The 24,717-nt window shown below is 74.5% G+C and carries 25 protein-coding genes; 16 read left to right on the forward strand and 9 right to left on the reverse strand.

The genetic code is table 11. From position 1 onward, the window contains the following. Window positions 1–38: 38 nt before the first annotated feature. Window positions 39–1,373, reverse strand: coding sequence for a streptophobe family protein (locus ACFV2S_RS02270; RefSeq protein ID WP_385553420.1), 1,335 nt, complete (start codon window positions 1,371–1,373; stop codon window positions 39–41). A gap of 441 nt (window positions 1,374–1,814) precedes the next feature. On the opposite strand from ACFV2S_RS02270, the gene ACFV2S_RS02275 reads away from it, so the two are divergent. Further along, window positions 1,815–2,969 (forward strand): DUF6777 domain-containing protein, encoded by a 1,155-nt coding sequence (locus tag ACFV2S_RS02275; protein WP_385553422.1) that lies wholly within the window; start codon window positions 1,815–1,817, stop codon window positions 2,967–2,969. 44 nt (window positions 2,970–3,013) lie between these two features. Here the strand turns inward: ACFV2S_RS02275 and ACFV2S_RS02280 are convergent, their stop codons facing one another. After that, window positions 3,014–3,604 (reverse strand): universal stress protein, encoded by a 591-nt coding sequence (locus ACFV2S_RS02280; protein ID WP_385553424.1) that lies wholly within the window; start codon window positions 3,602–3,604, stop codon window positions 3,014–3,016. After that, window positions 3,601–3,783 (reverse strand): hypothetical protein, encoded by a 183-nt coding sequence (locus tag ACFV2S_RS02285; protein ID WP_385553426.1) that lies wholly within the window; start codon window positions 3,781–3,783, stop codon window positions 3,601–3,603. Before ACFV2S_RS02285 ends, ACFV2S_RS02280 begins: the two co-directional genes overlap by 4 nt. A 100-nt stretch (window positions 3,784–3,883) precedes the next feature. On the opposite strand from ACFV2S_RS02285, the gene ACFV2S_RS02290 reads away from it, so the two are divergent. Both ACFV2S_RS02290 and ACFV2S_RS02295 read left to right on the forward strand, forming a co-directional pair. Then, complete coding sequence (locus ACFV2S_RS02290; RefSeq protein ID WP_385553428.1) at window positions 3,884–5,353, forward strand: PLP-dependent aminotransferase family protein; 1,470 nt, start codon at window positions 3,884–3,886, stop codon at window positions 5,351–5,353. 64 nt (window positions 5,354–5,417) lie between these two features. Further along, entirely contained in the window at window positions 5,418–5,921 is a 504-nt protein-coding gene (locus ACFV2S_RS02295) for an FBP domain-containing protein (RefSeq protein ID WP_385553430.1), read from the forward strand. A gap of 10 nt (window positions 5,922–5,931) precedes the next feature. Here ACFV2S_RS02295 and ACFV2S_RS02300 read toward each other — a convergent pair whose 3' ends face one another. Beyond that, window positions 5,932–7,113 (reverse strand): acyl-CoA dehydrogenase family protein, encoded by a 1,182-nt coding sequence (locus ACFV2S_RS02300; RefSeq protein ID WP_385553432.1) that lies wholly within the window; start codon window positions 7,111–7,113, stop codon window positions 5,932–5,934. 198 nt (window positions 7,114–7,311) lie between these two features. Here ACFV2S_RS02300 and ACFV2S_RS02305 point away from each other — a divergent pair, with 198 nt between their 5' ends. The 9 genes from ACFV2S_RS02305 (at window position 7,312) to ACFV2S_RS02345 (ending at window position 16,716) form a co-directional block, all read left to right on the forward strand. Then, window positions 7,312–8,523: a CaiB/BaiF CoA transferase family protein gene (locus ACFV2S_RS02305; RefSeq protein ID WP_385553433.1), complete on the forward strand. Its 1,212-nt coding sequence runs from the start codon at window positions 7,312–7,314 to the stop codon at window positions 8,521–8,523. Window positions 8,524–8,589: 66 nt separating this feature from the next. Then, the gene (locus ACFV2S_RS02310) at window positions 8,590–9,264 is read left to right on the forward strand and encodes a GntR family transcriptional regulator (protein ID WP_385553434.1); all 675 of its coding nucleotides are present in this window, start codon (window positions 8,590–8,592) and stop codon (window positions 9,262–9,264) included. A 206-nt stretch (window positions 9,265–9,470) separates the two neighbouring features. Continuing rightward, window positions 9,471–9,599, forward strand: coding sequence for a putative leader peptide (locus ACFV2S_RS02315; RefSeq protein ID WP_385553435.1), 129 nt, complete (start codon window positions 9,471–9,473; stop codon window positions 9,597–9,599). Between the two features lie 178 nt (window positions 9,600–9,777). Further along, entirely contained in the window at window positions 9,778–10,914 is a 1,137-nt protein-coding gene (locus ACFV2S_RS02320) for an LLM class flavin-dependent oxidoreductase (RefSeq protein ID WP_385553436.1), read from the forward strand. A 173-nt stretch (window positions 10,915–11,087) separates the two neighbouring features. Beyond that, the gene (locus tag ACFV2S_RS02325) at window positions 11,088–11,873 is read left to right on the forward strand and encodes an ABC transporter permease (RefSeq protein WP_383796775.1); all 786 of its coding nucleotides are present in this window, start codon (window positions 11,088–11,090) and stop codon (window positions 11,871–11,873) included. A 76-nt stretch (window positions 11,874–11,949) separates the two neighbouring features. Then, window positions 11,950–12,993, forward strand: a complete 1,044-nt coding sequence (locus ACFV2S_RS02330; RefSeq protein ID WP_385553437.1) for a glycine betaine ABC transporter substrate-binding protein — start codon at window positions 11,950–11,952, stop codon at window positions 12,991–12,993. Continuing rightward, the gene (locus ACFV2S_RS02335; RefSeq protein WP_385553438.1) at window positions 12,980–13,810 is read left to right on the forward strand and encodes an ABC transporter ATP-binding protein; all 831 of its coding nucleotides are present in this window, start codon (window positions 12,980–12,982) and stop codon (window positions 13,808–13,810) included. Before ACFV2S_RS02330 ends, ACFV2S_RS02335 begins: the two co-directional genes overlap by 14 nt. Window positions 13,811–13,936: 126 nt before the next feature. After that, window positions 13,937–14,527 (forward strand): TetR/AcrR family transcriptional regulator, encoded by a 591-nt coding sequence (locus ACFV2S_RS02340; RefSeq protein ID WP_385553439.1) that lies wholly within the window; start codon window positions 13,937–13,939, stop codon window positions 14,525–14,527. Between the two features lie 119 nt (window positions 14,528–14,646). Further along, window positions 14,647–16,716 (forward strand): discoidin domain-containing protein, encoded by a 2,070-nt coding sequence (locus ACFV2S_RS02345; protein WP_385553441.1) that lies wholly within the window; start codon window positions 14,647–14,649, stop codon window positions 16,714–16,716. 116 nt (window positions 16,717–16,832) lie between these two features. On the opposite strand, the gene ACFV2S_RS02350 is transcribed toward ACFV2S_RS02345, so the two are convergent. Further along, window positions 16,833–18,083: a YncE family protein gene (locus ACFV2S_RS02350; protein WP_385553443.1), complete on the reverse strand. Its 1,251-nt coding sequence runs from the start codon at window positions 18,081–18,083 to the stop codon at window positions 16,833–16,835. 152 nt (window positions 18,084–18,235) lie between these two features. Between ACFV2S_RS02350 and ACFV2S_RS02355 the strand changes: the two genes are divergently transcribed. Beyond that, the gene (locus tag ACFV2S_RS02355; RefSeq protein ID WP_385553445.1) at window positions 18,236–18,838 is read left to right on the forward strand and encodes a CBS domain-containing protein; all 603 of its coding nucleotides are present in this window, start codon (window positions 18,236–18,238) and stop codon (window positions 18,836–18,838) included. Window positions 18,839–18,998: 160 nt separating this feature from the next. Here ACFV2S_RS02355 and ACFV2S_RS02360 read toward each other — a convergent pair whose 3' ends face one another. Together ACFV2S_RS02360 and ACFV2S_RS02365 are read right to left on the reverse strand one after the other, a co-directional pair. Then, entirely contained in the window at window positions 18,999–19,298 is a 300-nt protein-coding gene (locus ACFV2S_RS02360; RefSeq protein WP_383800922.1) for a DUF1876 domain-containing protein, read from the reverse strand. 135 nt (window positions 19,299–19,433) lie between these two features. Further along, entirely contained in the window at window positions 19,434–20,279 is an 846-nt protein-coding gene (locus tag ACFV2S_RS02365) for a maleylpyruvate isomerase family mycothiol-dependent enzyme (protein WP_385553448.1), read from the reverse strand. Between the two features lie 172 nt (window positions 20,280–20,451). Between ACFV2S_RS02365 and ACFV2S_RS02370 the strand changes: the two genes are divergently transcribed. The 3 genes from ACFV2S_RS02370 (at window position 20,452) to ACFV2S_RS02380 (ending at window position 23,825) form a co-directional block, all read left to right on the forward strand. Next, window positions 20,452–21,393 carry a LysR family transcriptional regulator gene (locus tag ACFV2S_RS02370; RefSeq protein WP_385553450.1) on the forward strand — a complete coding sequence of 314 codons (942 nt, stop codon included), beginning with the start codon at window positions 20,452–20,454 and terminating at the stop codon, window positions 21,391–21,393. Window positions 21,394–21,445: 52 nt separating this feature from the next. Further along, entirely contained in the window at window positions 21,446–21,808 is a 363-nt protein-coding gene (locus ACFV2S_RS02375) for a DUF952 domain-containing protein (RefSeq protein ID WP_385553452.1), read from the forward strand. Between the two features lie 712 nt (window positions 21,809–22,520). Next, a complete protein-coding gene (locus ACFV2S_RS02380) occupies window positions 22,521–23,825 on the forward strand; it encodes a multicopper oxidase family protein (protein WP_385553454.1) in 1,305 nt (434 codons plus the stop codon). Between the two features lie 33 nt (window positions 23,826–23,858). On the opposite strand, the gene ACFV2S_RS02385 is transcribed toward ACFV2S_RS02380, so the two are convergent. Together ACFV2S_RS02385 and ACFV2S_RS02390 are read right to left on the reverse strand one after the other, a co-directional pair. Then, entirely contained in the window at window positions 23,859–24,176 is a 318-nt protein-coding gene (locus tag ACFV2S_RS02385; RefSeq protein ID WP_385553456.1) for an ArsR/SmtB family transcription factor, read from the reverse strand. 11 nt (window positions 24,177–24,187) lie between these two features. Further along, a complete protein-coding gene (locus tag ACFV2S_RS02390) occupies window positions 24,188–24,634 on the reverse strand; it encodes an SRPBCC domain-containing protein (protein WP_385553458.1) in 447 nt (148 codons plus the stop codon). Between the last annotated feature and the right edge of the window lie 83 nt (window positions 24,635–24,717).

Genomic DNA, 24,717 nt, shown 5'->3' on the forward strand with positions numbered 1-24,717 from the left:
CGGGGTCTTCAGGAGATGGGCGGGTGAGGCCGTTCGTCCTACCGGCCCTTGCCGCTGTCGCCGCTGTCGACCTCGCCCCTGCGGTGGACCCGGGTGGCGAGGAGACCGCCGAGGAGACCGCACGCCAGGCCCCACAGCAGGGCCAAGCCGGCGGTCTTCCAGACGTCCGGACGGAGCACCACCTCGCCGCCGAGGGAGGCGAGGTCGCCGATGCCGAGGACCGAGAGACCGAAGCGGGCCTCGACCAGGGTGACCGGTGCGGCGACCAGCATCGTGAGCGCGAAGGCGATGCCCAGGTGCAGGGAGTGCTGCCAGAGCGACATCCGGGCCGGGGAGCGGACGGCGGCGAAGAAGGCGGCGGCGAGCACCAGGACGGCGGCGACGGGCAGCAGCCACCACGCGCGCGCGTCCTGTGCGGCGAGCGAGGAGAGGTCGACGGTCGAGAGGTCGGGGCTGTCGCCGTTGCCGCGCAGGACAGCGTCCAGGACCTGTGGCATGGGCAGGCCGAAGGGGCCTTCCGCCTTGCCCTGCCAGGAGCCGCCGATGCCCACGCCGAGGGCGAGCCAGGTGATGTTGGGGAGGCCCAGGAGGAGGACGGCGAGGGTCTCCGCGGCGTGGCCCCGGGTCGCCGCGACGACGATCCCGATGACGAGGCCGACGACCACGTACGCGAGGAGCAGGAGGAGCATCGCGAACGCGGCGGGGCGGACGGGTTCGTGGTAGCGGACGAGCCGGGGCGGCAGCGGGGTCCGCCGGGAGACCAGGAGGGCGACGGCGAGCACGCCGAGGATCCACAGGAGTCCGTAGAAGAGCGTGGGTCCGACGTCGGTGCGGAAGCCGACGGTGGGGTTCGCGGCGTCCAGGAGGTCGCCGAAGAGGTCCATGAGGGCGTTGTCGGACGTGCCTCCGCCCAGGGTGAGGGGGAAGTCGTGGCGGGCGAGGGCCGAGATCCCCGCGAGGGCCGCCAGCCAGAGCACGACGACGCTCGCCGCGCGGAGCAGGAGTTCACGGGTGCTGGTCACCGCGTGGTGGCGCAGCGGGCGCAGGAAGCAGAAGCCGGTGACCAGTGCGCCCACCAGGGTGACGGTGAGCGGCATGGCGGTCAGTTCGGCCTGGGTGCCGGCGAGGGCGCCCGCGTCGCCGGAGAGTTCGACCTTGCCGCCCGAGGCCATGACGACGACCGCGGCGAGGACGGAGACGAAGCCGCCGGGCAGGTCGGCGGCGCCGGCGGCCCAGAGGCCGAGCGCGGCGACGACGCCCATCGCGGCGAACCCGGCGACCACGGCGGCCAGGGCCTGGAGGACGACGCGGGCGTAGGGCCCGGCCGGGGTCGCGGACGACCGCGTGGAGGTGGGGAGCCGACTGCTCGTCACCCTGCCCACGCTAGTACCGGTACCGGAGGTCCGCTTGCGGACGGAACACCTCCGCTTGCGGAGGGGCGTCGTTCGGCGCACACAATGGGCGCGGAACGGAAGAAAGGGAAAAACGTGACTTCCCACCCGCCGTCCGGCCCCCCGTCGGTTCCCCCCACAGGTCCCCCCTCGGGCCCCCTCTCGGGTCCGAGCACACGCCCGGGAAGCGCCGGTCCCCCTCCGCCGCCCGGACCGCCGCCAGGTCCGGGCGGCGGCGGTTCCTCCGGCGGTTCCGGCGGCGGTTCCTCCGGCGGTTCCGGAGGCGGGTCCTCCGGCGGCTCCGGAGGCGGAGGCGGCTCCGGGAACGGCGGATCGGGCGCGGGCGGCGGTACGGGCGGCCCCGGCAAGGGGGGCGGAGGCCCCTGGTGGCGGTCCGTCCCGAAGGTCGCCGCGGTCACCGCCGTGCTCGTCGCGGCCGCGGCGCTGGGCGTCGTCCTCACCAACCGCTCCGGCGGCACCGGCCACGACGCCACGGGATCCGGCGGCGAGGTCTTCCTGCAGAACGCCTCCGCGACGGGCCCCGACCCGTTCACCCCCTCGACGGCGCGCACCGAGGGCGGCTCCGCCCCGCCGGCCACGCTGCCTCCCCGCACCGCCTCGGCCGTTCCCGAGGTGTCGGGGTCGACCCCCGGTCTCTACGGCGGCACGAAGTCGGTCTCCAGCTGCGACGTCGAGCAGCAGGTCCGCTACCTGTCCGGCCAACCCGCGAAGAACGCGGCCTTCGCCTCCGTGATCGGGATCCCGCCCTCCGACGTGCCGGGCTATCTCCGGTCCCTGACCCCGCTTCAGCTCCGGGTCGACACCCGGGTGACGAACCACGGTTTCCGTGACGGCGCCGCGACCACGTACCAGGCGGTGCTCCAGGCGGGCACGGCGGTCATGGTCGACGGGCACGGGGTGCCCCGGGTGCGCTGCGCCTGCGGCAATCCGCTGTCCGTCGCGGTGCCGCAGAAGGCCCCGCGCACGACGGGCACGCCGTGGCAGGGCTACAGCTCCCAGCAGGTCGTCGTGGTGGCGCCCTCGGTGACGGTCGTGAACGTCTTCGTGGTCTACGACCCCCAGGACGACGGCTGGTTCGCGCGGCGGCACGGCGACACCGGCGAGCACGACCGGCCGGCCCCGCCGCCGACCCGGCCGCCCACGGTCTCCCCGTCGACGTCCCCCTCGTCGTCCGCGTCCAGCCCGCCGCCGTCGTCGCCGGTGCCGTGCGTGACGGTGACCGGCACGGAGACCCCGACGCCGAGCGGTGGGATCACCCCGTCGCCGTGCCCCTCGACGCTCTCCCCCTCGGCGTCGACGTCCTCGCCGGAATCGCCCTCGGACTCCTCGAGCCCGCCGGACTCGTCGTCCTCCTCCTCGTCGCCCCCGGCCGACTCGTCGGGTCCGTCCTCGCAGGCGCCGGAGAGCCCGGCGGAGCTCACGAGCCAGTCGCCGCAGGCGGACCGGTCGGCGGCGGCCGTCTCCCCGATGGCCTCCCTCACTCCGCCGGCCCCGGGCAGGACCACCGGTTCGCCCTCGGCCCTGGCGCCCGGGCCCGGTTCCGCGCCCGTGGTCTAGCGGGCGTCCTGTCGATCGAGCCCGGCCCGGTCGGCACGACACCCCTAGGGCGTGCGGCACCCCGGCCCGGCCGGTCCGGTGCCACGCCCGTCCCGTACCTCCGTGCCGACCCGTCCTTCCGGTACGGAGGTACGGGCGTTCCGCCGCAGGACGCGGGCCTCGCCCGGGAGGAGCAGCGGGCCCGGCACGGCCAGGACCGGCCCGGTCGCGCGGCGCAGCACGGCGCGCAGCACCGGCCGGGGGCGCAGCCGGGCGAGCCGGCCGCGGTCCGGTGCCGAGCCGAGGACCAGCAGGTCCCCCGGGCGGTCGGCGACCGCGCACAGCGCGGGCGCCGGGGCGCCCCGGACCACCCTGCCCTCGAAGTCGAGGCCCTCGGGGACGCCGCCGAGCCCGTCGAGGAGCGCGTCCTCCAGGCGCCGCCGGGCGTCCTCGCCCCACAGCCGCGCCCAGGCCCGGTCGGGGGCCTTGGCGAAGAGGCCTTCGCCCTCGGGGGGTTCCCAGGCCAGCACCGCCAGGAGCGGGGCGCCCTCGCGGCGGGCGAGGGAGGCCGCGTGCCGCAGGGCGGCGAGCGAGGCGAGCGAGCCGGTCACGCCGACGACGATCCGGCGGCCGTCCCGAGGGAACGGTCCGGTCATGCCGGTTCGCAGGCGTGGGCGCGCGGGACGGGCGTCGCGGCGCGGCGTCCCGAAGGGGTGCGGGCCGTCCTGGCGCGCAGGGCGCGGAGCCAGGCCCCGATCGGCAGGGGGCGGGCCGCCCGCTCCTCGGCGCGCTGCTGCCACATCCGCTCGTCGCGGTCGGTGAAGTGTCCGGACATCGGTCGTCTTCTTTCCCTGAGGACCATGGCCACCAGGCCACTGGAAAGGACTCTGTACTCTTATTGGCCCGGACAGCAGAGCCAATGAGGAGTGATTGGCATGGCAGTGGCACGTGTGGTCCACACCGCGGACCGGACCCTGACGGGCCGGCAGCTCGCGTCGCTCCTCACCCCTCCTCCGGAGGGGAGGTTCGGCTACCGGGAGCTCGCGCGGGCCGTGCGGGAGGCGCTGCTCGACGGCCGGGTGGCGCTGCGCCTGCGGCTGCCGGCCGAGCGGGAGCTCGCCGCGGTGCTCCTGGTGAGCCGGACCACCGTGACGGGGGCCTACGACCTGCTGCGCGAAAGCGGCTACGCGCACAGCCGGCGCGGCGCCGGCACCTGGACCGCGCTGCCGGACGGGCAGGCTCCGACCGTGCTCGGCGCGTTCCAGGACGACGCCGGCGCGACCGTCGACCTGGCCCTCGCCGCCCCGCCGGCACCGGAGGAGGAGCTGTCCGCCGCGCTGGCGGCGGCCGCGGCCGAGCTTCCGCGCTACGCGGGCTCGCAGGGCTATCACCCGTACGGGCTGCCCCCGCTGCGCTCCGCGATCGCCGCGCGCTACACGGCGCGGGGCCTGCCGACGCTCCCGGAGCAGATCCTCGTCACGACCGGCGCGCAGCAGGCCGTCTCGCTGGTCCTGACGCTGCTCGGCCGGGCCGGCGACCGGGTGCTCGCCGAGAACCCCTCGTACACCAACGCCCTCGACGCGATGCGCGGGCGCATGCTCCGCATCACGCCCGTCCCGGTGACGGAGACCGGCTGGGACACCGGGCTCGTCGACGCGGCGCTCCGGCAGACCGCGCCGCGGCTGGCCTATCTGATCCCGGACTTCCACAATCCGACCGGGCGGCTGATGCCGGCGGAGCAGCGCCGGGAGCTCGCCCGGTCCGCGCGGGCCACCGGGACCTGGCTGGTGGTCGACGAGACGCTGACGGACATGGCCCTGGACGTGCCGGCGCCGCTGCCGTTCGCGGCGGCGGCCGCCGGGGGCGACGGCGAGCAGATCGTGTCCGTGGGCTCGCTGAGCAAGAGCTGCTGGGGCGGGCTGCGGGTCGGCTGGGTGCGGGCGGCGTCCCGGGTGGTGACCGAGCTGGCCCGGGTGCGGATCACCGCCGACCTCTCCGGTTCCGTGCTCGACCAGCTGGTGGCCGTCGCCCTCATGGACCGCCTCGACGTGATCCTGCCGGAGCGCCTCGACGGGCTGCGGCTGCGCCGCTCCGCGCTGACCGACGCCCTGGCGCGCCATGTGCCCGAGTGGCGGTGGGCGGTGCCGCCGGGCGGGATGTGCCTCTGGATCGACCTGGGCCGTCCGGTCGCCTCCTCCCTGGCGGCCCGGGCGCTGCGGCACGGGGTGCGGGTGGAGGGCGGGGCCCGGTTCGGGGTGGACCCGGGCACGCACGAGCACCGGCTGCGGATCCCGTTCACGCTCCCGGCGGAGGTGTACGAGACGGCGGCGGAGCGGCTCGCGGCGGCTCTGGACGGCGCCCCGGGGCATTGCGCCGACCCGGCCCTGCCGGACTGGGTGGCCTGACCCGGGGACCGCGGGGGCCGAATTCGGATGCCTGGCCCCCGGTGGTCCGTGTACGGTCCACCGAGTGGAACCACTGACCGACAAAGAGATCCGCTCGTCCTTCGTGAACTGCACCAAGGGCGAGGCGGCGCGCCTCAAGCTGCCCCTCGACTTCGCCGAACTCCCCTGGGACGACCTGGACTTCCTCGGCTGGGTCGACCCGGGCGCGCCGCTGCGGGCGCACCTGGTCGTGCCGCGCGAGGACGGGCCGGTCGGGGTCTCCCTGCGGGTGCCGGCCACCGGCCGGACCAGCGCCGTGAAGTCGAGCATGTGCCAGGTCTGTCTGACCGCGCACGCCTCGTCGGGCGTCACGCTCCTGGTGGCGCCGCTGGCGGGCAGCCGCGGCCGCGACGGGAACACGGTCGGGCTCTACCTCTGCGCGGACCTCGCGTGCTCGCTCTACGTCCGGGGCCGGCGCCAGCCGAAGCTGCGCCACCGGCGCCACGAGGAGTCCCTGACGCTCGACGAGCAGGTCGCCCGTCTGACGGGCAACCTGGACGCGTTCGTCGGCCGGGTGACGGCGGGCTGACGCCCTCGGCCTAGCGGAAGGCCTGCTCGCCGGTGAGCGCCTTGCCGATGACCAGGGAGTGGACCTCGCTCGTGCCCTCGTAGGTGAGCACCGACTCCAGGTTGTTGGCGTGGCGCAGCACCGGGTACTCCAGGGTGATGCCGTTGGCGCCCAGGATCGTGCGGCACTCGCGGGCGATGGCGATGGCCTCGCGCACGTTGTTCAGCTTGCCCACGCTGACCTGTTCGGGGGTGAGGGCGCCCGCGTCCTTGAGCCGGCCGAGGTGGAGGGCGAGGAGCATGCCCTTGCCGAGCTCGACGGACATGTCGGCGAGCTTCTGCTGGGTCAGCTGGTAGGAGGCGAGGGAGCGGGAGAAGACGGTCCGGTCCCTGGCGTAGGAGATCGCGGTCTCCAGGCAGTCGCGGGCGGCGCCGAGGGCGCCGAAGACGATGCCGAAGCGGGCCTCGTTGAGACAGCCGAGCGGGCCGGAGAGGCCGCGGGCGTCCGGGAGCATCGCGTCGGCGGGGAGGCGCACGTCCTCCAGGACCAGTTCGCTGGTGACGCTCGCCCGCAGCGAGAGCTTCATCCTGATCTCGGGGGCGCTGAAGCCGGGGGTGCCGGCCGGGACGAGGAAGCCGCGGACGCCCTCCTCGGTCCGGGCCCAGACGACGGCCACGTCCGCCACCGAACCGTTGGTGATCCACATCTTGGTGCCGTTGAGGACCCAGTCGGAGCCGTCCCGCTTGGCGTTGGTCCGCATGGCGCCGGGGTCCGACCCGGCGTCCGGCTCGGTGAGGCCGAAGCAGCCGATGTACTCGCCGGCCGCCATCTTCGGCAGCCAGCGCTGCTTCTGCTCCTCGGAGCCGTACTTCCAGATCGCGTACATCGCGAGGGAGCCCTGCACGGAGACGAGGGAGCGCAGTCCGGAGTCGACGGCCTCCAGCTCCAGACAGGCGAGGCCGTACGCGACGGAGTTCGTGCCCGCGCAGCCGTAGCCCTCCAGGTGCATGCCGAGCACGCCGACGCCGCCGAGGGTGCGGGCGAGCTCGCGGGCGGGGATCTCGCCCTTCTCGAACCAGCCGGCGACGTGCGGCCGCAGCTCGCGGTCGGCGACGGCGCGCACGGTGTTCCGGATCTCCCGCTCCTCGTCGGTCAGGAGTCCGTCGAGGGCGAGCAGGTCGAAGGGGTGGACGGGGGTGGACGGCGACTTCACGGACGGCCTCCTGGCGACTGTGGCAACTCGGCGAGCCGAAGCGTAGCGGGAGATCGGATATTGGATCCAGTATTGAATTCCCGACACCCGAGCCGTACGGTCCGATGGGATCCAATCACCGGACGCCGGGATCCGGTCGCCACTCCCCGGATCCGGTCGCCACTCTCCGGTATCCCCAGCGGGAGCGAGGAACGCCGCATGCACGCAGATCAGCCGGGCCCGCCGGGGACGCCTCCGGCGGACGACGGCGCCCTGTCGGGAATCGTCGTCGCCGACTTCGGCCGGGTGCTGGCCGGGCCGTACATGACGATGCTCCTCGCCGACCTGGGCGCGGACGTGATCAAGATCGAGCGCCCGGGCTCCGGGGACGACACGCGCGCGTGGGGCCCGCCCTTCGCCGCGGGCGAGGCCACGTACTTCCTCGGCGTGAACCGGAACAAACGCTCCGTGTCCCTCGACCTCACGGACCCCGACGACCTCGCGACGGCCCGTGCGATCGTGGACCGCGCGGACGTCCTCGTCGAGAACTTCCGCCCGGGCACGATGGAGAAGCTCGGCCTGGGATACGAGGACGTCCGGGCGGACAATCCCGGCCTCGTCTACTGCTCCGTGACCGGATTCGGCACCGCCGCGGGCGCCCGGCTGCCGGGCTACGACCTCCTCGTCCAGGCCATGGGCGGCCTCATGAGCGTGACGGGCGAACCGGACGGGCAGGGCACCAAGGCGGGCGTCGCCCTGGTCGACGTCATCACCGGCCTCCACGCGGGCCTCGGCATCCTCGCCGCGCTGCGGCACCGGGAGCGCACCGGCGAGGGCCAGCGGGTCGAGGTCTCCCTCCTCGCCTCGCTCCTCTCCGCGCTCACCAACCAGGCCGCCGCCCACCTCGGGGCCGGGGTCGTGCCGCGCGCGATGGGCAACCGGCACCCGAGCATCGCGCCGTACGAGGTGTTCGAGGCGCACGACCGGCCGCTCGTCCTCGCCGTCGGCAACGACCGGCAGTTCCGGACCCTGTGCGAGCGGCTCGGGCGACCGGAGCTCGCCGGGGACCCCCGCTTCGCGACGAACACGGCCCGGGTCGCCCACCGGGACGAGCTGGTCGAGGCCCTCGCCGGCCCGCTCGGCGGCCGTACCGCCGACGCCTGGTTCGAGGAGCTCACCGCGGCCGGCGTGCCCTGCGGGCCCATCAACGACCTGGCGGCCGCCTTCGCCCTCGCCGACCGGCTCGGGCTCGACCCGCGCGTCCCGGAGTCCGCGGCCGGCCCCGGTCAGGTCGCCCACCCGATCCGGCTCGGCGCCACCCCGCCCTCCTATCGCACGGCTCCCCCGCGCCTCGGCGAGCACACCGACGGCGTGCGGTCCGAGCTGGGACGACCGGTCCACAGGGCGTCCGCGGAGAACGGCGGCGCGTAGGAAGATGGTCGGCACCGGCGGCGGGGTCCGCCACCGGCGACGTGAGGGAACGGAAGGTCACAGGCGATGAGCAGCGCGGTGCAGAAGCGGCGGCCGCAGACCGCCCAGCAGTTCGTCCTGGAGGAACTGCGGCGCGCCATCACCAGCGGGGAGCTCAGGCCCGGCGGGGCGATCCGTCAGGAGGCCCTGGCGGCCCGGTTCGAGGTGAGCAGGGTGCCGCTCCGGGAGGCCCTGAAGGCCCTGGAGGCCGAGGGCCTCGTCGTCCACCACGTCCACCGGGGCTACTTCGTCGCGGAGCTCTCGCTCGACGACCTGGAGGAGATCTACCGGATCCGGGAGCTCCTGGAGACCGAGGCGGTCCGCACGGCCGTACGACGGCTGCCGGAGGGAGCGATCGGGACGCTGGAAGAGATCCAGGACGAGGTGGAACGGGCCGCCGACGCCGGGGACGTGGCCGCGATGGCCGCGGCGAACCGGCGCTTCCACTTCACCCTGATCGAGGCCTCGGGGATGCCGCGCCTGGTCCGCCTCGTCACGACCCTGTGGGACTCCACCGACGCGTACCGCTCGCTCTACTACACCGACTCCCCGCACCGGGCGCAGGCCGTGCGGGAGCACCGGGCCGTGATCGCCGCACTCCGGCGGCGCGACGAGGACTCCACCGTCCGCCACCTCGACGAGCACCGCGCCCACGCGGTGGCGGCGCTGCGCGAGGTGCTGGAGACCCCGGAAGGGACCTGACCGCCCCGTCGGTGCGGGAGCGGCCCCACCCGCCGCGCCCGGCCCGCCGGAACCGGCGCGCCACCTGGAGGAGCGCGGGCACGACCGCCGGGGCCGGGGCGCGGAGACACGCGCCGGGCCGGACGCCGTCCCGGTGATCGAGACGACACCGTCCGTATCGCGGACGTGACTTGTGAGCCGGGCGCCGCCGGGACCAGGATGCCCGCATGACTCCCGCCCTCGTCTCCCGCCGCCACGTGGATCTTCTGCGTGTCGCGGGGATGCTGTGTCGGTCCGAGTCCTGTCGTCACGCGGTCTGTTGCCGCACGGCGTGCCGTCACGCGAACGGTCACTGAGCCCCCTTCGGCTCCCCGCACCTCCTCGTACCGCCGGCCGTCCTCCGACGCCGGCCGTGCGCGCCGCCCGTGACATCCCTTCCGGCCCGTACTCCCGGGCCTCCTCTCACGCTCCCCGCGCCCGACGGGATGCCACGCGCTCCCGTCCGGGCCCCGCTCCTCCCCGAGGTACGTCCGCATGCCCTCTTCCCCCGAACCCGTCCTCCACTGGTTCCTGCCCACCGGCGGCGACGGCCGCGACCCCGGCGGGGTCACCGCCGTCCAGGGCCGCTCGGCCGCCGCGACCCGCCGGGGCGCCGACCTGGGATATCTGGCCCAGGTGGCCCGCGCGGCCGAACAGGCCGGATTCGCACGGCTGCTGACGCCGGTGGGCCTCGGGTGCGTGGATCCGTGGGTGCTGACCTCCGCCGTCGCCGCGGTGACGGAGCGGATCGGGTTCCTCGTCGCGTTCCGCGCCGGGCTCGCCCAGCCCACGCTCATCGCCCAGCAGGCGGACACCTTCCGGCGCCTCTTCGGCGACCGCATCGCCCTCAACGTGGTGACGGGCGGCGACCCGGTCGAGCAGAGGGCCTACGGCGACCATCTCCCGAAGGACGAACGCTACGTCAGGACCGGGGAACTCATGCGGGTCGTCCGCGAGTTGCTCGACGGATCGGCCGTCACCCTGCACGGCCGCCACGTGCGGGTGGAGGACGCCCGCCTCGCGGCGCCCTCCGTCGGCACCCCCGTCCCCCTCTACTTCGGCGGCGCCTCCGCCGAGGCCGAGGAGGTCGCGGCGCACCACGCCGAGGTGCAGCTGCTGTGGGGCGAGCCCCCGGCCGCCGTCGCCGAGCGCGTCGCACGGGTACGGGCCGGGGCAGCGCGGGCGGGGCGCTCCCTGCGCTTCGGCATCCGCCTCCACGTCATCGCCCGGGACACCTCGGCCGAGGCCTGGCAGGAGGCCGACCGCATCCTCGCCGGCTTCGACCCCGAGGCGGTCCGCGCCTCGCAGGAACGCTTCGCCCGGATGGACTCCACCGGGCAGGCCCGGATGACCGCGCTGCACGGCGGCTCCGCCGAGAGCCTGACCGTCGCGCCCAACCTGTGGGCCGGCATCGGCCTCGTCCGCGAGGGCGCCGGAACCGCCCTCGTCGGCTCGCACGACGAGGTCGCCCAGCGGCTCTTCGAGTACGGGCGGGCCGGCATCGACGAGTTCGTCCTCTCCGGCTACCCGCACCTCGAAGAGGCCTACCGCGTCGGCGAGGAGGTGGCGCCCCGGCTGCGGGCGCTCACCGGGGCGCTCACCGGGGCGACCGCCGGGGAGGTGGCGGCGTGACCGTCGCCGACACCACGGGCGGACAGACCTCGCACCCCGTCGGAGACCCGCCGGGCGGACAGACCTCGCACCCCGCCGGAGACCCGCCGGACGGACGGTCAGGTCACGCGGCCGGGAAGACCGGCCCGGGCGCTCCCGCCTCCACCCGCCCGGCCCGTCGCCCCTGGGCCGGGGTGGCCGCGCTGCGCTGGACCGCGCTGCGGCTCCTCGCCCTCGTGGTGCTCCTCGGCGCCTGGCAGGCGGTGGTCGCCGCCGGCGTCTGGCCCCGGGTCCTCGTCCCCTCCCCGGGCGACGTGTGGGAGGCCTTCGTCCGGGCGTCGACCGTCCACGACGGGGTGCGGGGCATCAGCGACCATCTGCTCGTCGAGCATCTGGCGGTCTCCCTGCGCCGGATCGCCGTCGGCACGGGCTACGCCGCCCTCGTCGGCATCCCCCTGGGGCTGCTGATCGGCGTGGTGAAGCCGCTCGCCGTGGTCCTGGAGCCGGCCGTCACGTTCCTGCGCACGCTGCCCCCGCTGGCGTACCTCTCCCTGCTGGTCATCTGGTTCGGCATCGACGAGTCCCCGAAGATCTGGCTGCTGCTGATCGCCGCCCTCCCGCCGATCGCCGCCGCCACGGCGGCCGCCGTGCGGGGCGTCCCCGCCGACCTGGTGGAGGCGGGGCGGGCCCTCGGCGCGGGCCCGGCGGCGCTGCTGCTCTCCATCCGGCTGCCCGCCGCGCTGCCGGAGATCCTCACGGGCGTGCGGATCGCCGTCGGCATCGCGTACACCTCGGTCGTCGCCGCCGAGACCATCAACGGCGTCCCCGGCATCGGCGGCATGATCCGGGACGCCCAGCGCTACAACCAGACCGACGTCGTCATCGCCGGGATCATCGCGATCGGCCTCTCCGGGATCGTCCTCGACGCGCTGTTCAAGGGTCTGGAGCGAGCCGCCGTCCCGTGGCGCGGACGCGTCTGACCCGTCCGGCTCCGCCGCACGCTTCCCCCCGAACCCCCTTCCGTTCCCCCTTCCGTTCTCCCCCGAAGGAACCGTCATGCCCTCGTCCCGTCGCGGCGCCGTCCTCGCCGCCTCCGCCACCGCCCTGCTGCTCGCCCTGTCCACCACCGCCTGCGGCACGGGCGGCGACTCCGGCGGGGACGAGGGCGGCAAGGTCCGGGTCCGCATCGCCTACCAGGCGATCCCCAACGCCGATCTGGTGGTGAAGAACCAGAAGCTCCTGGAGAAGGCCCTGCCGGACGCCGACGTGTCCTGGGTGAAGTTCGACTCGGGCGGCGACGTCAACACCGCCGTCATCGCGGGGGCCGTGGACCTCGGGCTCCTCGGTTCGAGCCCGGTCACCAAGGGCCTGTCGGCGCCGCTGGACATCCCGTACAAGGTGCTGTGGATCCACGACCTCATCGGTGACAACGAGGCGCTCGTCGCGAAGAAGGACATCGGCTCCGTCGCCGCCCTCAAGGGCCGCAAGATCGCCACGCCCTTCGGGTCCACCTCCCACTACTCCCTGCTCGTGGCGCTGGAGTCGGCCGGTCTGAAGGCCACGGACGTGACGCTCGTCGACCTCCAGCCGCAGGACGCGCTCGCGGCCTGGCAGCGGGGCGACATCGACGCCGCGTACGTGTGGACGCCGAGCCTGACCGAGCTGAAGAAGGACGGCAAGGTGCTCGTCACCAGCCGTGCGATCGCCGAGCGGGGCAGGCCGACCGCCGACCTGGGGGTGGTCACCGACGCGTTCGCCGCGAAGCACCCGGAGATCGTCGACGCCTGGCTGAAGGCCGAGGACCAGGCCGTGAAGCTGGCCAAGAGCGACCCCGCGAAGGCGGCCGGCGCCATCGGCGCCGAGCTGAACCTGACGCCCGACGAGGCCCGCGCGCAGCTCGCCGAGCTGGTCCTGCTCACCGCGAAGGAGCAGCAGGGCGCCGCGTACCTCGGCACCCCGGAGGCACCGGGCGCGCTCGCCTCGAACCTCCACGACGCCGCCGTCTTCCTCAAGGGGCAGAAGGCGATCGACGCCGTCCCCGACCAGGCGGACTTCGCGAAGTCCCTCGCGGTGAAGGAGCTCGCCCGTGTCGCGCGCTGAGCCCACACCTCACGCCGGGCCCGGGGCGCGCGCCGAGCCCGTGTCACCCGCCGGGCCCGGGGCGCGCGTCGCCGACATCGAGCTCGCGGACGTCGGGGTCCGGTACGGCTCCGCCAGGGCGCCCGTCGTCGCGGTCTCCGGGGTGTCCCTCTCGGTGGAGCCCGGCGAGTTCGTGGTGCTCGTGGGCCCCTCGGGGTGCGGCAAGACGACGCTGCTCCGGCTGGTGGCCGGATTCGAGGGGCCCGCGACGGGGACCGTGGCGGTGCGCCGGAAGGTCGGTGTGGTCTTCCAGCAGCCGCGGCTCTTCCCGTGGCGCACGGTGGGCGGGAACCTCGCCTTCGCCCTGGCCAGGCACGGTGTGGCCCGCGCGGGACGGGGCGCCCGGATCGAGGAGCTGCTGTCCCTGGTCGGCCTCCCGGGCATGGCGGGCCGGCGGACCTGGGAGCTCTCGGGCGGGCAGCAGCAGCGGGTCGCGATCGCGCGGGCGCTGGCGGCGGAGCCCCCGATCCTGCTGATGGACGAACCGTTCGCGGCGCTCGACGCGCTGACCCGGGAACGCCTCCAGGAGGAGGTGCGCGCGCTGGCGGCGACGACCGGAACGACGGTCCTCTTCGTCACGCACTCGGCCGAGGAGGCCGTCCTGCTCGGCTCCCGGGTCCTGGTGATGGCGGCCGGCCCCGGCCGGGTGGTCGCCGAGGTGCCGGTGCCCCTCCCCCGCGACCCGGCCACGGACGTCGCGTCGCTGCGCGGCGACCCGTCCTTCGCCGCCCTGCGGGCGGACCTGGCGGCGGCGACGCGGGAGTCGGCGGCGGCCTGACGGCTCCTGGGGCGGTGGCGCCTTCCCGCGCGCCGGGCGGCTCCCAGCCCGGCGCGCGGGAGGATCACGGCCCGCCCGGTGCACAGAGGCTGCGGTTACCCTGTGCGCCGGACGCGAGGAGGAACCATGGCGCGGATGCCGTCGGCCGAACGACGCAGGCAGCTGGTCGAGGCGGCGATCAGGGCGATGACCAGGGACGGGGTCGCCCGGACCACCACCCGGTCGATCTGCGCCGAGGCCGGTGTCTCGCTCAGCGTCTTCCACTACTGCTTCGACTCCAAGCAGGCGCTGCTCGAAGCCGCGATCGAGTCGATCACCGGCAACTACGTGGACCGCGTGAGGAACGCGGTCGCGCAGGGGGCGACGCTGCGCGAGACGGTCCGGGGCGCTCTGCAGACGTACTGGGACCATGTCACGGCCCACCCGGGCGAGCACATGCTGACGTACGACCTCACGCAGTACGCCCTGCGGGAGCCGGGGTTCGAGCATCTGGCGCGCGCCCAGTACGAGCAGTACGTGGCGTCGGCGACCGCGCTGCTCGAACAGGTCGGGGTGCGGGACCGGGAGCCCCGCGTGCCGGTGGAGGTGCTCGCGCGGTATCTGGCGGCGGCGATCGACGGGCTGACCCTGCAGTTCCTCGTCCTGCGCGATCCGAAGGCGGCCGCCGACCACCTCGATCTGACTGCTCATCAATTTGTATCCCTGATCGAGGGTTGAGCAGCGCGGGAGTACCGAATTCTTCAACAGGTCATTTGACCCGGACTCTTGACTCGTACCTCCGGTAACGCGATCCTCGGGGCGCCGGTACACCCCCACCGCCCGGAGGCACGCCCACCATGACTCGACCCTTCTCGCGCGGACGCGGCGGCAGATCCGCCCTCCTCGCGCTGTTCCTGGCCCTGGCCGCGGTGCTGTTCGGCTCCGCGCCGGTGCCCGCAGCCGCCGGCGGTTCGTGGTGGGAGGCCACGTCCCGTCCGGCCCCCGACTCCCAGATCAACGTCACGGGCGCGCCGTTCACGGGAACGGACGCGCAGGGCAAGGTGCGCGGGTTCGTCGACGCGCACAACCACCTCATGTCCAACGAGGGCTTCGGCGGCCGGATGATCTGCGGTTCGACGTTCTCGCAGGCGGGTGTCGCCGACGCCCTCAAGGACTGTCCCGAGCACTACCCGGACGGCTCGGGGGCGCTCTTCGAGCACCTCACGGGCGGTGACAACGGGAAGCACGACCCGGTCGGCTGGCCCACCTTCAAGGACTGGCCCGCCAACAACTCCCTCAGCCACCAGCAGAACTACTACGCCTGGGTCGAGCGCGCCTGGCGCGGCGGCCAGCGGGTCCTCGTCAACGACCTGGTGACCAACGGCCTCATCTGCTCGCTGCTGCCCCGTGACCGCAGCTGCGACGAGATGACCGCGATCCGCCTGGAGGCCCGCAAGACGTACGAGCTGCAGGACTACGTCGACGGGATGTACGGCGGCCCCGGCAAGGGCTGGTTCCGGATCGTCACCAGCGCCGACCAGGCGCGCTCGGTGATCCAGCAGGGCAAGCTCGCCGTCGTCCTCGGCGTGGAGACCTCGGAGCCCTTCGGCTGCAAGCAGATCCTCGACGTCGCCCAGTGCAGCCAGGCGGACATCGACAAGGGCCTCGACGAGCTGTACGCGCTGGGCGTGCGCAGCATGTTCCTGTGCCACAAGTTCGACAACGCGCTCTGCGGCGTCCGCTTCGACAGCGGGACGACCGGTGTGGCCGTCAACATCGGCCAGTTCCTCTCCACGGGCACGTTCTGGAGCACCGAGAAGTGCGCGGGCCCGCAGCACGACAACCCGATCGGGCTCGCCGCGGCGCCGGCCGCGATGGCCGAGAAGCTGCCGGCCGGGGTGAGCGTCCCGTCGTACGCCTCCGACGCCAAGTGCAACACCCGCGGGCTCACGCGGCTCGGGGAGCACGCCCTCAAGGGCATGATCCAGCGCGGCATGATGCTGGAGCTCGACCACATGAGCGTGAAGGCCGCCGGGCGCGCGCTCGACATGCTGGAGGCCGAGGAGTACCCGGGCGTCCTGTCCAGCCACAGCTGGATGGACCTGGACTGGACCGAGCGGCTCTACCGTCTCGGCGGTTTCGCCGCCTCGTACATGCACGGCGCCCAGGGCTTCGTGGGTGAGGCCGCGCAGAAGGCGGAGCTGCGGAAGAAGTACGGCGTCGGGTTCGGCTACGGCACGGACATGAACGGCGTCGGCGGCTGGCCGGGCCCGGTCGGGCCCGACGCTCCGAACGCCGTGAAGTACCCGTTCCGCAGCTTCGACGGCGGCTCGGTCATCGACCGCCAGGTCACCGGTGAGCGCACCTGGGACCTGAACACGGACGGCGCCGCGCACAACGGTCTGGTGCCGGACTGGGTCGAGCAGATCCGGCTCACCCCCGGCGGCCAGAGCGTCGTCGACGAGCTGTCGCACGGAGCGGAGTCGTACCTGACGACGTGGAAGAAGACGGAGGACCACGAGCCGGGTGTGAACCTGGCGGCGGGGCGGCCGGCGTCGGCCTCCACCACCCAGTGGTGGAACCCGTTCGTGAACTTCTCGCCGGGGCTGACCGTCGACGGCGACACGGGGACCCGGTGGGCCAGCGAGTGGTCGGACGACCAGTGGCTCCAGGTGGACCTGGGCTCGGTGCGCCGGGTCGGCCGGGTCACGCTCGACTGGGAGCGGGCCTACGCGCGCGCGTACCGGATCGAGCTGTCGGAGGACGGCACGAACTGGCGGGACGTGTGGTCCACGGACTCCGGTGACGGCGGCTACGACACGGCGACGTTCGACTCGCAGTCGGCCCGCTACGTGCGCGTCCACGGGGTGAAGCGGGCCACGGACTGGGGCTACTCGCTCTACGAGGTGGCCGTCAACAGGTCCTGAGCACCACGGGAGAGGGGCTGTCGGATCCGCGTCCGGATCCGGCAGCCCCTTTCCGCGTCCCACATCCCGGGCGTCAAGACCCGGGGGGTCACGTCCCGGGCGTCACGTCCCGGGCGTCAGCCGGCCGTGGGGCCGGTCCAGTCGGCCGGGACCCGGGCGAGCCGTACGCGCTGGGGGTGGTCGCCGACGTCGACGGAGGCGACCCGCCGCCCGGTGGCGAAGTCGATCGCGGTGACCCGGTCGGCGCCGCTCTCGGAGACGACGCAGGACCGGCCGTCGCCGCTCACCGTCGCCCAGTACGGCTTGGAGGCCTGGACGAGCGGGCCCTGCTGGAGGGTGTCGCGGTCGACCACGGTGGCGTAGTCGTCCATCGTCCCGGCGACGCACAGCTTGGAGCCGTCCGGGCTGATCGAGAGACCGTGGTGGCGCGAGTCGTTGACCCAGGTGGTGCGGTCGGGGTCGGTCGCCGGGTTGCCGGGGAGGTTCTTGAGGCGGGTGATGCGGTCCGACTCGATGTCGTACTCCAGGAAGCCGTTGAAGAAGGAGACCTGGAAGTAGATCTTCTTCTCGTCCGGGGTGAAGACGAGCGGGCGGACGGCGTCGGAGAGGTCGCCGCGGCCGAAGGCGTCGAGGCGGGAGCGCATGTCGACGACACGGACGGTCTCGAAGGTGCGGGCGTCGACGACGGTGATCCTGCGGTCGCCCTTGGTCCAGTCGAGCCAGGGGGCGTCCAGGGCGGTGGTGACCTCGCCGATGGACATGTTCCAGAGCAGGCCGTCGGAGGTGAAGACGTTCTCGTGGGGCTTGTCGCCGGTCGTGAAGGAGCCGACCTGGCGTCCCGTGGCGATGTCCAGGAAGTGCACGGTGTTCGCGGTGGAGGCGGAGACCGCGACACGGGTGCCGTCGGGCGAGACCGCCATGTGGTCGGCGCGGTGTCCGGCCACCGGGAAGCGCCAGTTGACGCGTCCCGTCCGCAGGTCGAGGGAGACGACGTCCGCGAAGCTGGGCCGCGAGACGACCATGGCGGAGCCGTCGGGGGTCGCGTACATGTCGTCGACGAACTGGTCGTGCCCCTCGCCCGGTCCGCTGCGCACGCCGAGGAAGAAGGCGAGCTTGAGGGGGTTCAGGTAGATCTCGCGGAGGCGCTCCTCCTTGTCGGGGATCACGTTCACGCGGCCGATCCGGTGGAGGTCGCCGCGGGAGGAGATGACGTCGGCGGTGCCGTCCCAGTTGTTGCCCACGAACATCACCTCCTGGAGCCCGGCGGGCGCGGCGGCTCCGGTGCCGCCCGTCGTGGTGACGAGCGCGAGGGCGGCGCCGAGGGCTCCGAGGAAGCGGCTGGTCCGGGACGTTCGGGGAGAGGGCATGAGGGTCCTTCTTCCGTGGCACGACGACGACTTACCGGAGGTAACCATGGTCGGGTCGAGCTCACAAGACCCTGGAGGGCACCCCTCCGCGTCTCCTCTCCCGCCCGGTGCGGGATCATGGACGCAGGAACGCAGAAGGGACGGATCGGACGATGAGGCACCGCAGTGTCGCGGACCTGATGACCCCCACCGCGGTCGCGGTGCAGCGCGGGACGTCGTTCAAGGAGATCGCGCGGCTCCTCGACGAGTACGGCATCACCGCGGTCCCCGTGGTCGACGAGGAGAACCGGCCGGTGGGCGTCGTCTCCGAGGCCGACCTGCTGCGGAGGCACACGGCGAAGGACGGGCCGAGCTCGGCGGAGGCCATGATGTCGAGCCCGGCCGTGACGGCCCGGCCCTCCTGGACGGCGGTCGAGGCGGCCCGCCTGATGGAACGGCACCGGGTGAAGCGGCTGCCGGTCGTCGACGGCGACGGCCGGCTCATCGGGGTGCTCAGCCGCAGCGACCTGCTCCAGCTGTTCCTCCGGCGGGACCGCTCGATCCAGGAGGAGATCCGCGAGGACGTCGTCGTCCGGATCCTGAGCCTGTCGCCGTCGGCCGTGCACATCGACGTCGACGAGGGCCGGGTGACCCTGAGCGGCACCCTCGAACGCCCCGGCCTCGGACCGATCCTGGTCCGGCTGTGCGAGACGGTGGACGGGGTCGTGGAGGTCGTGGACCGGATGACGCCGGAGGAGGGCGAGGACGCGGTCTAGGGCCGGTCCCCCGCGATCCGGGACCGGCCCCGGGGCGCTGTCCGGGACGGATCACCGAGGAGCCGCTCGTGACGGCGCGGCGGTCCGGGCGCGCGCCCGCCCGGGGAGCCCGGCGGGGCGTCGCCGGCCCGCCGGGCTCCCGGCGCGGGAGGCGGCTCCGTCAGGACACCGCCTCCGGCCAGCCGTATCCGGGGCCGGTCCGCCGGGGCACGGTCCCCGCGCCGACCGCCTCCATCTCCCGGTTGGCCTCCCGCATGAGCTTGCCCGCCAGGTCCTTCATCGCCCGGCTCGCGGCGAGTTCGTCGCCGATCGCCGGCACGTCCACGTCCGCCGGGTTGCACCGCGCGGAGCCGTGGCCCGTGAGGGTCGAGGTGCCGGTGCTGAGCCGCGCCTCGGCCTTCGTCCTGCCGCTCTCCTCGGTCAGTTCCAGGCCGACCTTCCACTCCAGCGTGCGGGTCATGGTCCACCTCCTCGCATCGCCGGGCCACGCGGAACCAAGGCGCGGCCCTTCCGATACCTCCAGGATCCATCGGCGGCGGCGGGAACGCGCGGGGACGGCGCCTCCGGGAGCCCGGCCCGATCGACGGGACACCCGCTAGGGCGCGCGGAAGAGGCGGGGGAAGCGGGGGGCGAGCCAGGGCTTGCGGCCCCAGCCGAGCGCCCTGCCCCGCGCGATCACCGGCCAGGGGTCGATCCGTCCGAGGCCCAGGAGGAGGAAGGCGACCGGCTCCGTGAGGATCGTGCAGTCGGGGCGGGCGGGCGGCTCGTGGTCGGTCCGGACCGCGCCGTCCGTGACGGTGACGCCGAAGCGCGGCCCCCCGCCCCGGAGGCGTACGGCGAAGCTCGCGGTCAGTCCCGCGACGGCGGCCGGGTCGGCGACCCGGGGCATCGCCTCCACCATGAACGGCAGGGTGAGCCCGACCCGGCGGGCGTCGAGCATGTGGGGGCGGTTCAGGGCGACGGCGAGGTCGTAGCCGTGCCCGAGCATGTGGGTCAGCAGGTACGAGCCGAGGACGGCGGGGGTCATGCGGCCGAGCGGCGTGGAGAGGAGCTCGGCCGGGTCGCGTTCCTCGACGGCGGCGAGGAACCCGTCGGCCTGGGCGGTGATCATCTCCGCGAGCGGTCCCGGCGCCCGCTCGCCGAACCCGGCGAGGGCGCGCTCGTTGGCCTCGGCCAGGCTGCCGGGAGTGCCGTCGCCGTACGGCCGGTCGTGGCCCGCGGCCAGGGCTGCCATGAGGGCGTTCGCCTGCGCGAGGTGCGCCGCGGCCTCGCCGACCGTCCAGGTGGAGCGGGGCACGGGAAGCCGGCCGGTGTCCGCCGGGCGGCCGTCCGGGGCCGGGCCGCGCAGGACCGCCGCGATGTCGCCGGCGGTCCCCCGTATCTCCTCGGCGAGTCCTGCGGGAAGCACCCCTGGACGCACCTCGCCCGTTCTCCGCGTCATCGTTCCACCCCTCCCCGGCTCCGGCCGCTCCCCGTGGAGCACCGGTAGGTCAGGGGACCGTACCAGCGAGTAGCCCGGCCGGCACCGGTCGCGGCGGGGCGATCTCGGACCCGGGCCCCGGGCCGTCCGGGGAGAGGCCGCCCGCCCCTGGGCCTGTCGCTAGGCTCGCCCCATGCGGCACAAGGAATCCGAGGGTGTGGAGCGTGGCCCCGTGCGGCCGGTGACCGATCTGAACCTGCTGCGGACCTTCCTGGCCGTCCACCGTTCCGGTTCGTTCACCGCGGCGGCCGGACTGCTCGGCCTGTCGCAGCCGACGGTGACCACGCAGATCCGGGCGCTGGAGCGGCAGACCGGCCGTGAGCTGTTCGAGCGGCTGCCGCGCGGTGTCGCGCCGACGCCGGTCGCGGACGATCTGGCGGCGCGGGTCGCCGGTCCGCTCGACGCGCTGGCCGCCGCGGCCGGGCACGAGGCCGCACCCCACGAGCGGGCCGCTCCCGTGCATCTGGCGGGCCCGGCCGAGCTGCTCTGCGCGCGGGTCCTGCCCGCGCTCGCCCCCCTCACCGCCGCGGGGGTACGGCTGCGGGTCGGCCAGGGGCTGACCGAGCCGCTCCTCGACGAGCTGCGCGCGGGCCGGCACGATCTGGTGATCGCCACCTTCCGGCCGCGCGGGCGGGCGCTCACCGCCGTACCGCTCACCGACGAGGAGTTCGTCCTGGTCGCCGCGCCCGTGTGGGCGGACCGCGTCGGGGAGCGGCTCGGCCGGGAGGGACCGGCGGCGCTGCACTCCGTGCCCCTGGTCGCGTACGCGGAGGACCTGCCCATCGCGCGGCGCTACTGGCGGCACGTGTTCGGGGCGCGGCTGTCCCGCCCCGCCGCCGTGACCGTGCCCGATCTGCGCGGCGTCCTCGCCGCGGTCGTCGCGGGGGCGGGGTTCAGCGTCCTGCCGCGCTATCTCTGCGCCGCCGAACTGGCCTCGGGCGCCCTGGTGGCCCTGCACGAGCCGGAGGACCCGCCGATCAACACCGCCTATCTCGTCCAGCGTCCGGGCCGCCCCGGCAACCCCGACGTGATCCGCGTGCGGGACCTGCTGATCGAGGCGGGGCGCTCCTGGTGACCCGGGCGCCCGGCCCCGGGGGAGCGCCGACAGCTCCTGCTATAACCGGAACATGATCTACCACGTCGTGACGCCCGCCGCATGGTCCGCCCGGCCGGAGGAGCCGTACGTCCCGGCCTCCCTCGCGGAGGACGGTTTCGTCCACTGCTCCCCCGACGAGGCGACCACGCTCGCCGTCGTCAACGCCTTCTTCCCCGACGCCGCCGGGCCGCTCCTGGTGCTCCTGGTCGACGAGGGCCGGCTCACGGCGAGGACCGAGTGGGAGGCGGCCGCGCCCACCCCGCCGCCCGGGGTCTCCGAGGAGACCCTGTTCCCGCACGTGTTCGGGCCGATCGACCGTGCCGCCGTGGAGACGGTCCTGACGGTCGTACGGGACGGGGACGGCCGGGCCACCGGTCTCGTGCGGGCCGGCTGACCGGCCGTCAGCCCCTCCCCGGACGGGCCCGTGCCCGGCGTGCGGGTCCCGCCCGAGGCGGAGGACGGCCCCGACGGCCCCCGCGGGCGGGGCCGTTCCACTCGACGCCCCCCTTCTGGTCCATGGCGGCGTCACTCCCCCGATCGGCCGAGGACGCGGTACGGGCCGTCCTGCCGGCGGTGGGGCCTCCCCGCACGGAGTACCCGGTGCGGCGCCGGACCGGAGGGCCGCCGCACCCGGAACCGCGCCGGAGGTCCGACCCGTGACCACGTGCCGCGGCCCGCGGAGGCCCCGTCGCCGTGTGCGGTTCGCGCCGCTCTCGGCTAGACCTGGATCACAGGGTGTCGGCCGGCCCGCCGGAAGCCCCTCGTCCGGCGTCACCTGCCGCCCACCTCCCGGGAGGAAGTCGATGATCAGCCGTCGCAGTGTGCTCGGCGGGGCACTCGCCGCCGCAGGCCTGCCGCGCCGCCCCCCCCGCCCGCCCGCCCGGGGGGGGGGCCCCGCCGCGCGGGGGCCGCGCCCCCCCCGCCCTCGCCCCCCCCCCCCCGCGCCCGCGCGCGCCGTGGGTGGGGCGTCCATTCGCCCCCCCCCCCGCCCCCCCCCGCCCCCCGGCCCCCCGCGCACCCCGGCGGGGGGGGCGGCCCTGGCGGGGCAGGCCGGCCCCCCGCCACCCCCCCGCCGCGCGCCCGTGCCTCCCGCGTTCACCACGGCCATGCCCGTCCCGCGCGTCCTGCGCCCCCTCGCCTCGACGGGCGACGTGGACTGCTACGAGCTGACGATCCGCAAGGCCACCGCCCAGATCCTCCCGGGCGTCACGACCGACGTCCTGACCTACGACGGGCACTTCCCCGGCCCCGTCATCCACGCCCGCTCCGGGCGCCGGGTCCTCGTCCGTCACCGCAACGGGCTCCACATGCCCGTCGCCGTCCACCTGCACGGCGCGATGGTCCCGCCCGCGTCCGACGGCAATCCGATGGACGTCTTCGCCCCGGGCACCTCGCGGACCTACACGTACACCAACCGGCAGCCGCACGCCTCGCTCTGGTTCCACGACCACGCGCACCACATGGAGGCCGAGCACGTCTACCGCGGCCTGTCCGGCACCTATCTGCTCACCGACGACCTCGAACAGGGCCTTCCGCTGCCCAAGGGGCAGTACGACGTGCCCATCACGCTGCGCGACGCCCGCTTCGACGAGAACGGGCAGCTGGCGTACACGATGTCCGACCGGAACCGCACCACCCTCCTCGCCAACGGCAGTCCCACCCCGTACTTCGAGGTCGCGGCCCGCAAGTACCGCTTCCGGCTGCTCAACGGCTCCAACCTGCGGATCTTCGCGCTGAGCCTGTCCGACGGCACTCCGCTCACGCAGATAGCCTCGGACGGCGGACTGCTCGAACGCCCCGTCGCGGTGCCCGTGCTCACGCTCTCTCCCGGTGAGCGGGCCGACGTGGTCGTCGACTTCTCCCGCCACCCCGTCGGGACCCGGCTGGTCCTCAGGAACAGCGGCCCCGGCAAGCCCGAGCAGGTCGGCCAGGTCCTCCGCTTCGACGTGGTGCGCACCGCCGACGACCCGAGCCGTGTGCCCCCGGTGCTGCGCACGCTGCCGCCCGCCTCCGCCCTGGCCGCCCCGGCGGTCACCCGCCGCATCGAGCTGAGCATGGACGAGGACGGGCGGCCGGACCCCCGGGGCTTCATCAACGGGCAGCTGTACGACCCCGATCGCATCGACACGACCGTGGCCTTCGGGTCCTCCGAGATCTGGAACGTCACCAACACCAACCAGCGCGTCGCCCACAACTTCCATCTGCACCTGGTCCAGTTCCGGGTCCTGGAACGCGGCGGACGGCCCGCGGGCCCGGCCGAGGCGGGTCTGAAGGACACGGTCCGGGTGATGCCGGGCGAGACGGTGAAGCTGCACGTGACGTTCGACGGCTTCCGGGGCGACTACGTGTACCACTGCCACATGCTCGACCACTCCGCCATGGGCATGATGGCCACGTTCCGGGTCAGGTGAGGGACGTCCCCGCCGGGCCGCGCACGCGGCGGATCAGCCGTCCTCGGCGATCCGCTTGACGGCGGCCAGGCGGCGGTCCCAGTCGGAGGCGAGCGCCGACATCCAGCGGGCCGTCGCGTCCAGAGCGGCCGGACGGACCGCGTACCGCACCTCCCGGCCGACCCGGGCCGCCGTGACCAGGCCCGCGGTGTCGAGCACGGCGAGGTGCTTGACGATCGCCTGGCGCGAGACGGGCAGCCGGGCCGCGAGGGAGGTGGCGGTGGCCTCGCCCTGCTCGGCGATCAGATCGAGCAGGGCGCGCCGGGTCGGGTCGGCGAGGGCCCCGAAGACGCGGTCGGCGGGGTCGCTCACGGGTTCCTCCGTCACGCGGGCGACTGCTCGGCGCGCTTCTTGAAGGCGTCGAACACCTGCGGCCAGCCGACCGAGTTGTCGCGCACCGCCTTGGCCCGCAGCTCCTCCGGGCCGACGAGCGCGGCGAAGCCGCTCTCGACGACCTTGAGGCGGGTACCGGGGCCCTCCGGGGTGAGGGTGAACTCGACGAGCGTGCTGTTGCCGTCGGTCAGGTCCTCGCCGGGGAAGGCGCTGGCCCAGCGGTAGGCGAGATAGGTGGGCGGCGCGACCTTCTCGACCCGCACGGGGAAGTCTCCGTACTGCGGGTTGCGCGCGACCATGGTCTCGCCCTCCCGTGCCACGGTCCCGGCCAGGCTCGCTTCTTCGGCCACCCAGAATCCGGGCTGGGCGACCAGGGTCCACACCCGCTCCAGGGGCGCGTCGATCTGGATCTCGCGTTCGATCCGGTCCTCGCTCATGGGGGAATCCTCTCCGCGTGGGGTGAGCTCGCCGGCGGTTGCCGGCGAAATCGTGCAACTCCAGAGTTGCACATCACTCCACG

The sequence above is a fragment of the Streptomyces sp. NPDC059695 genome, from assembly GCF_042733785.1.
Classification (GTDB): Bacteria; Actinomycetota; Actinomycetes; order Streptomycetales; family Streptomycetaceae; genus Streptomyces.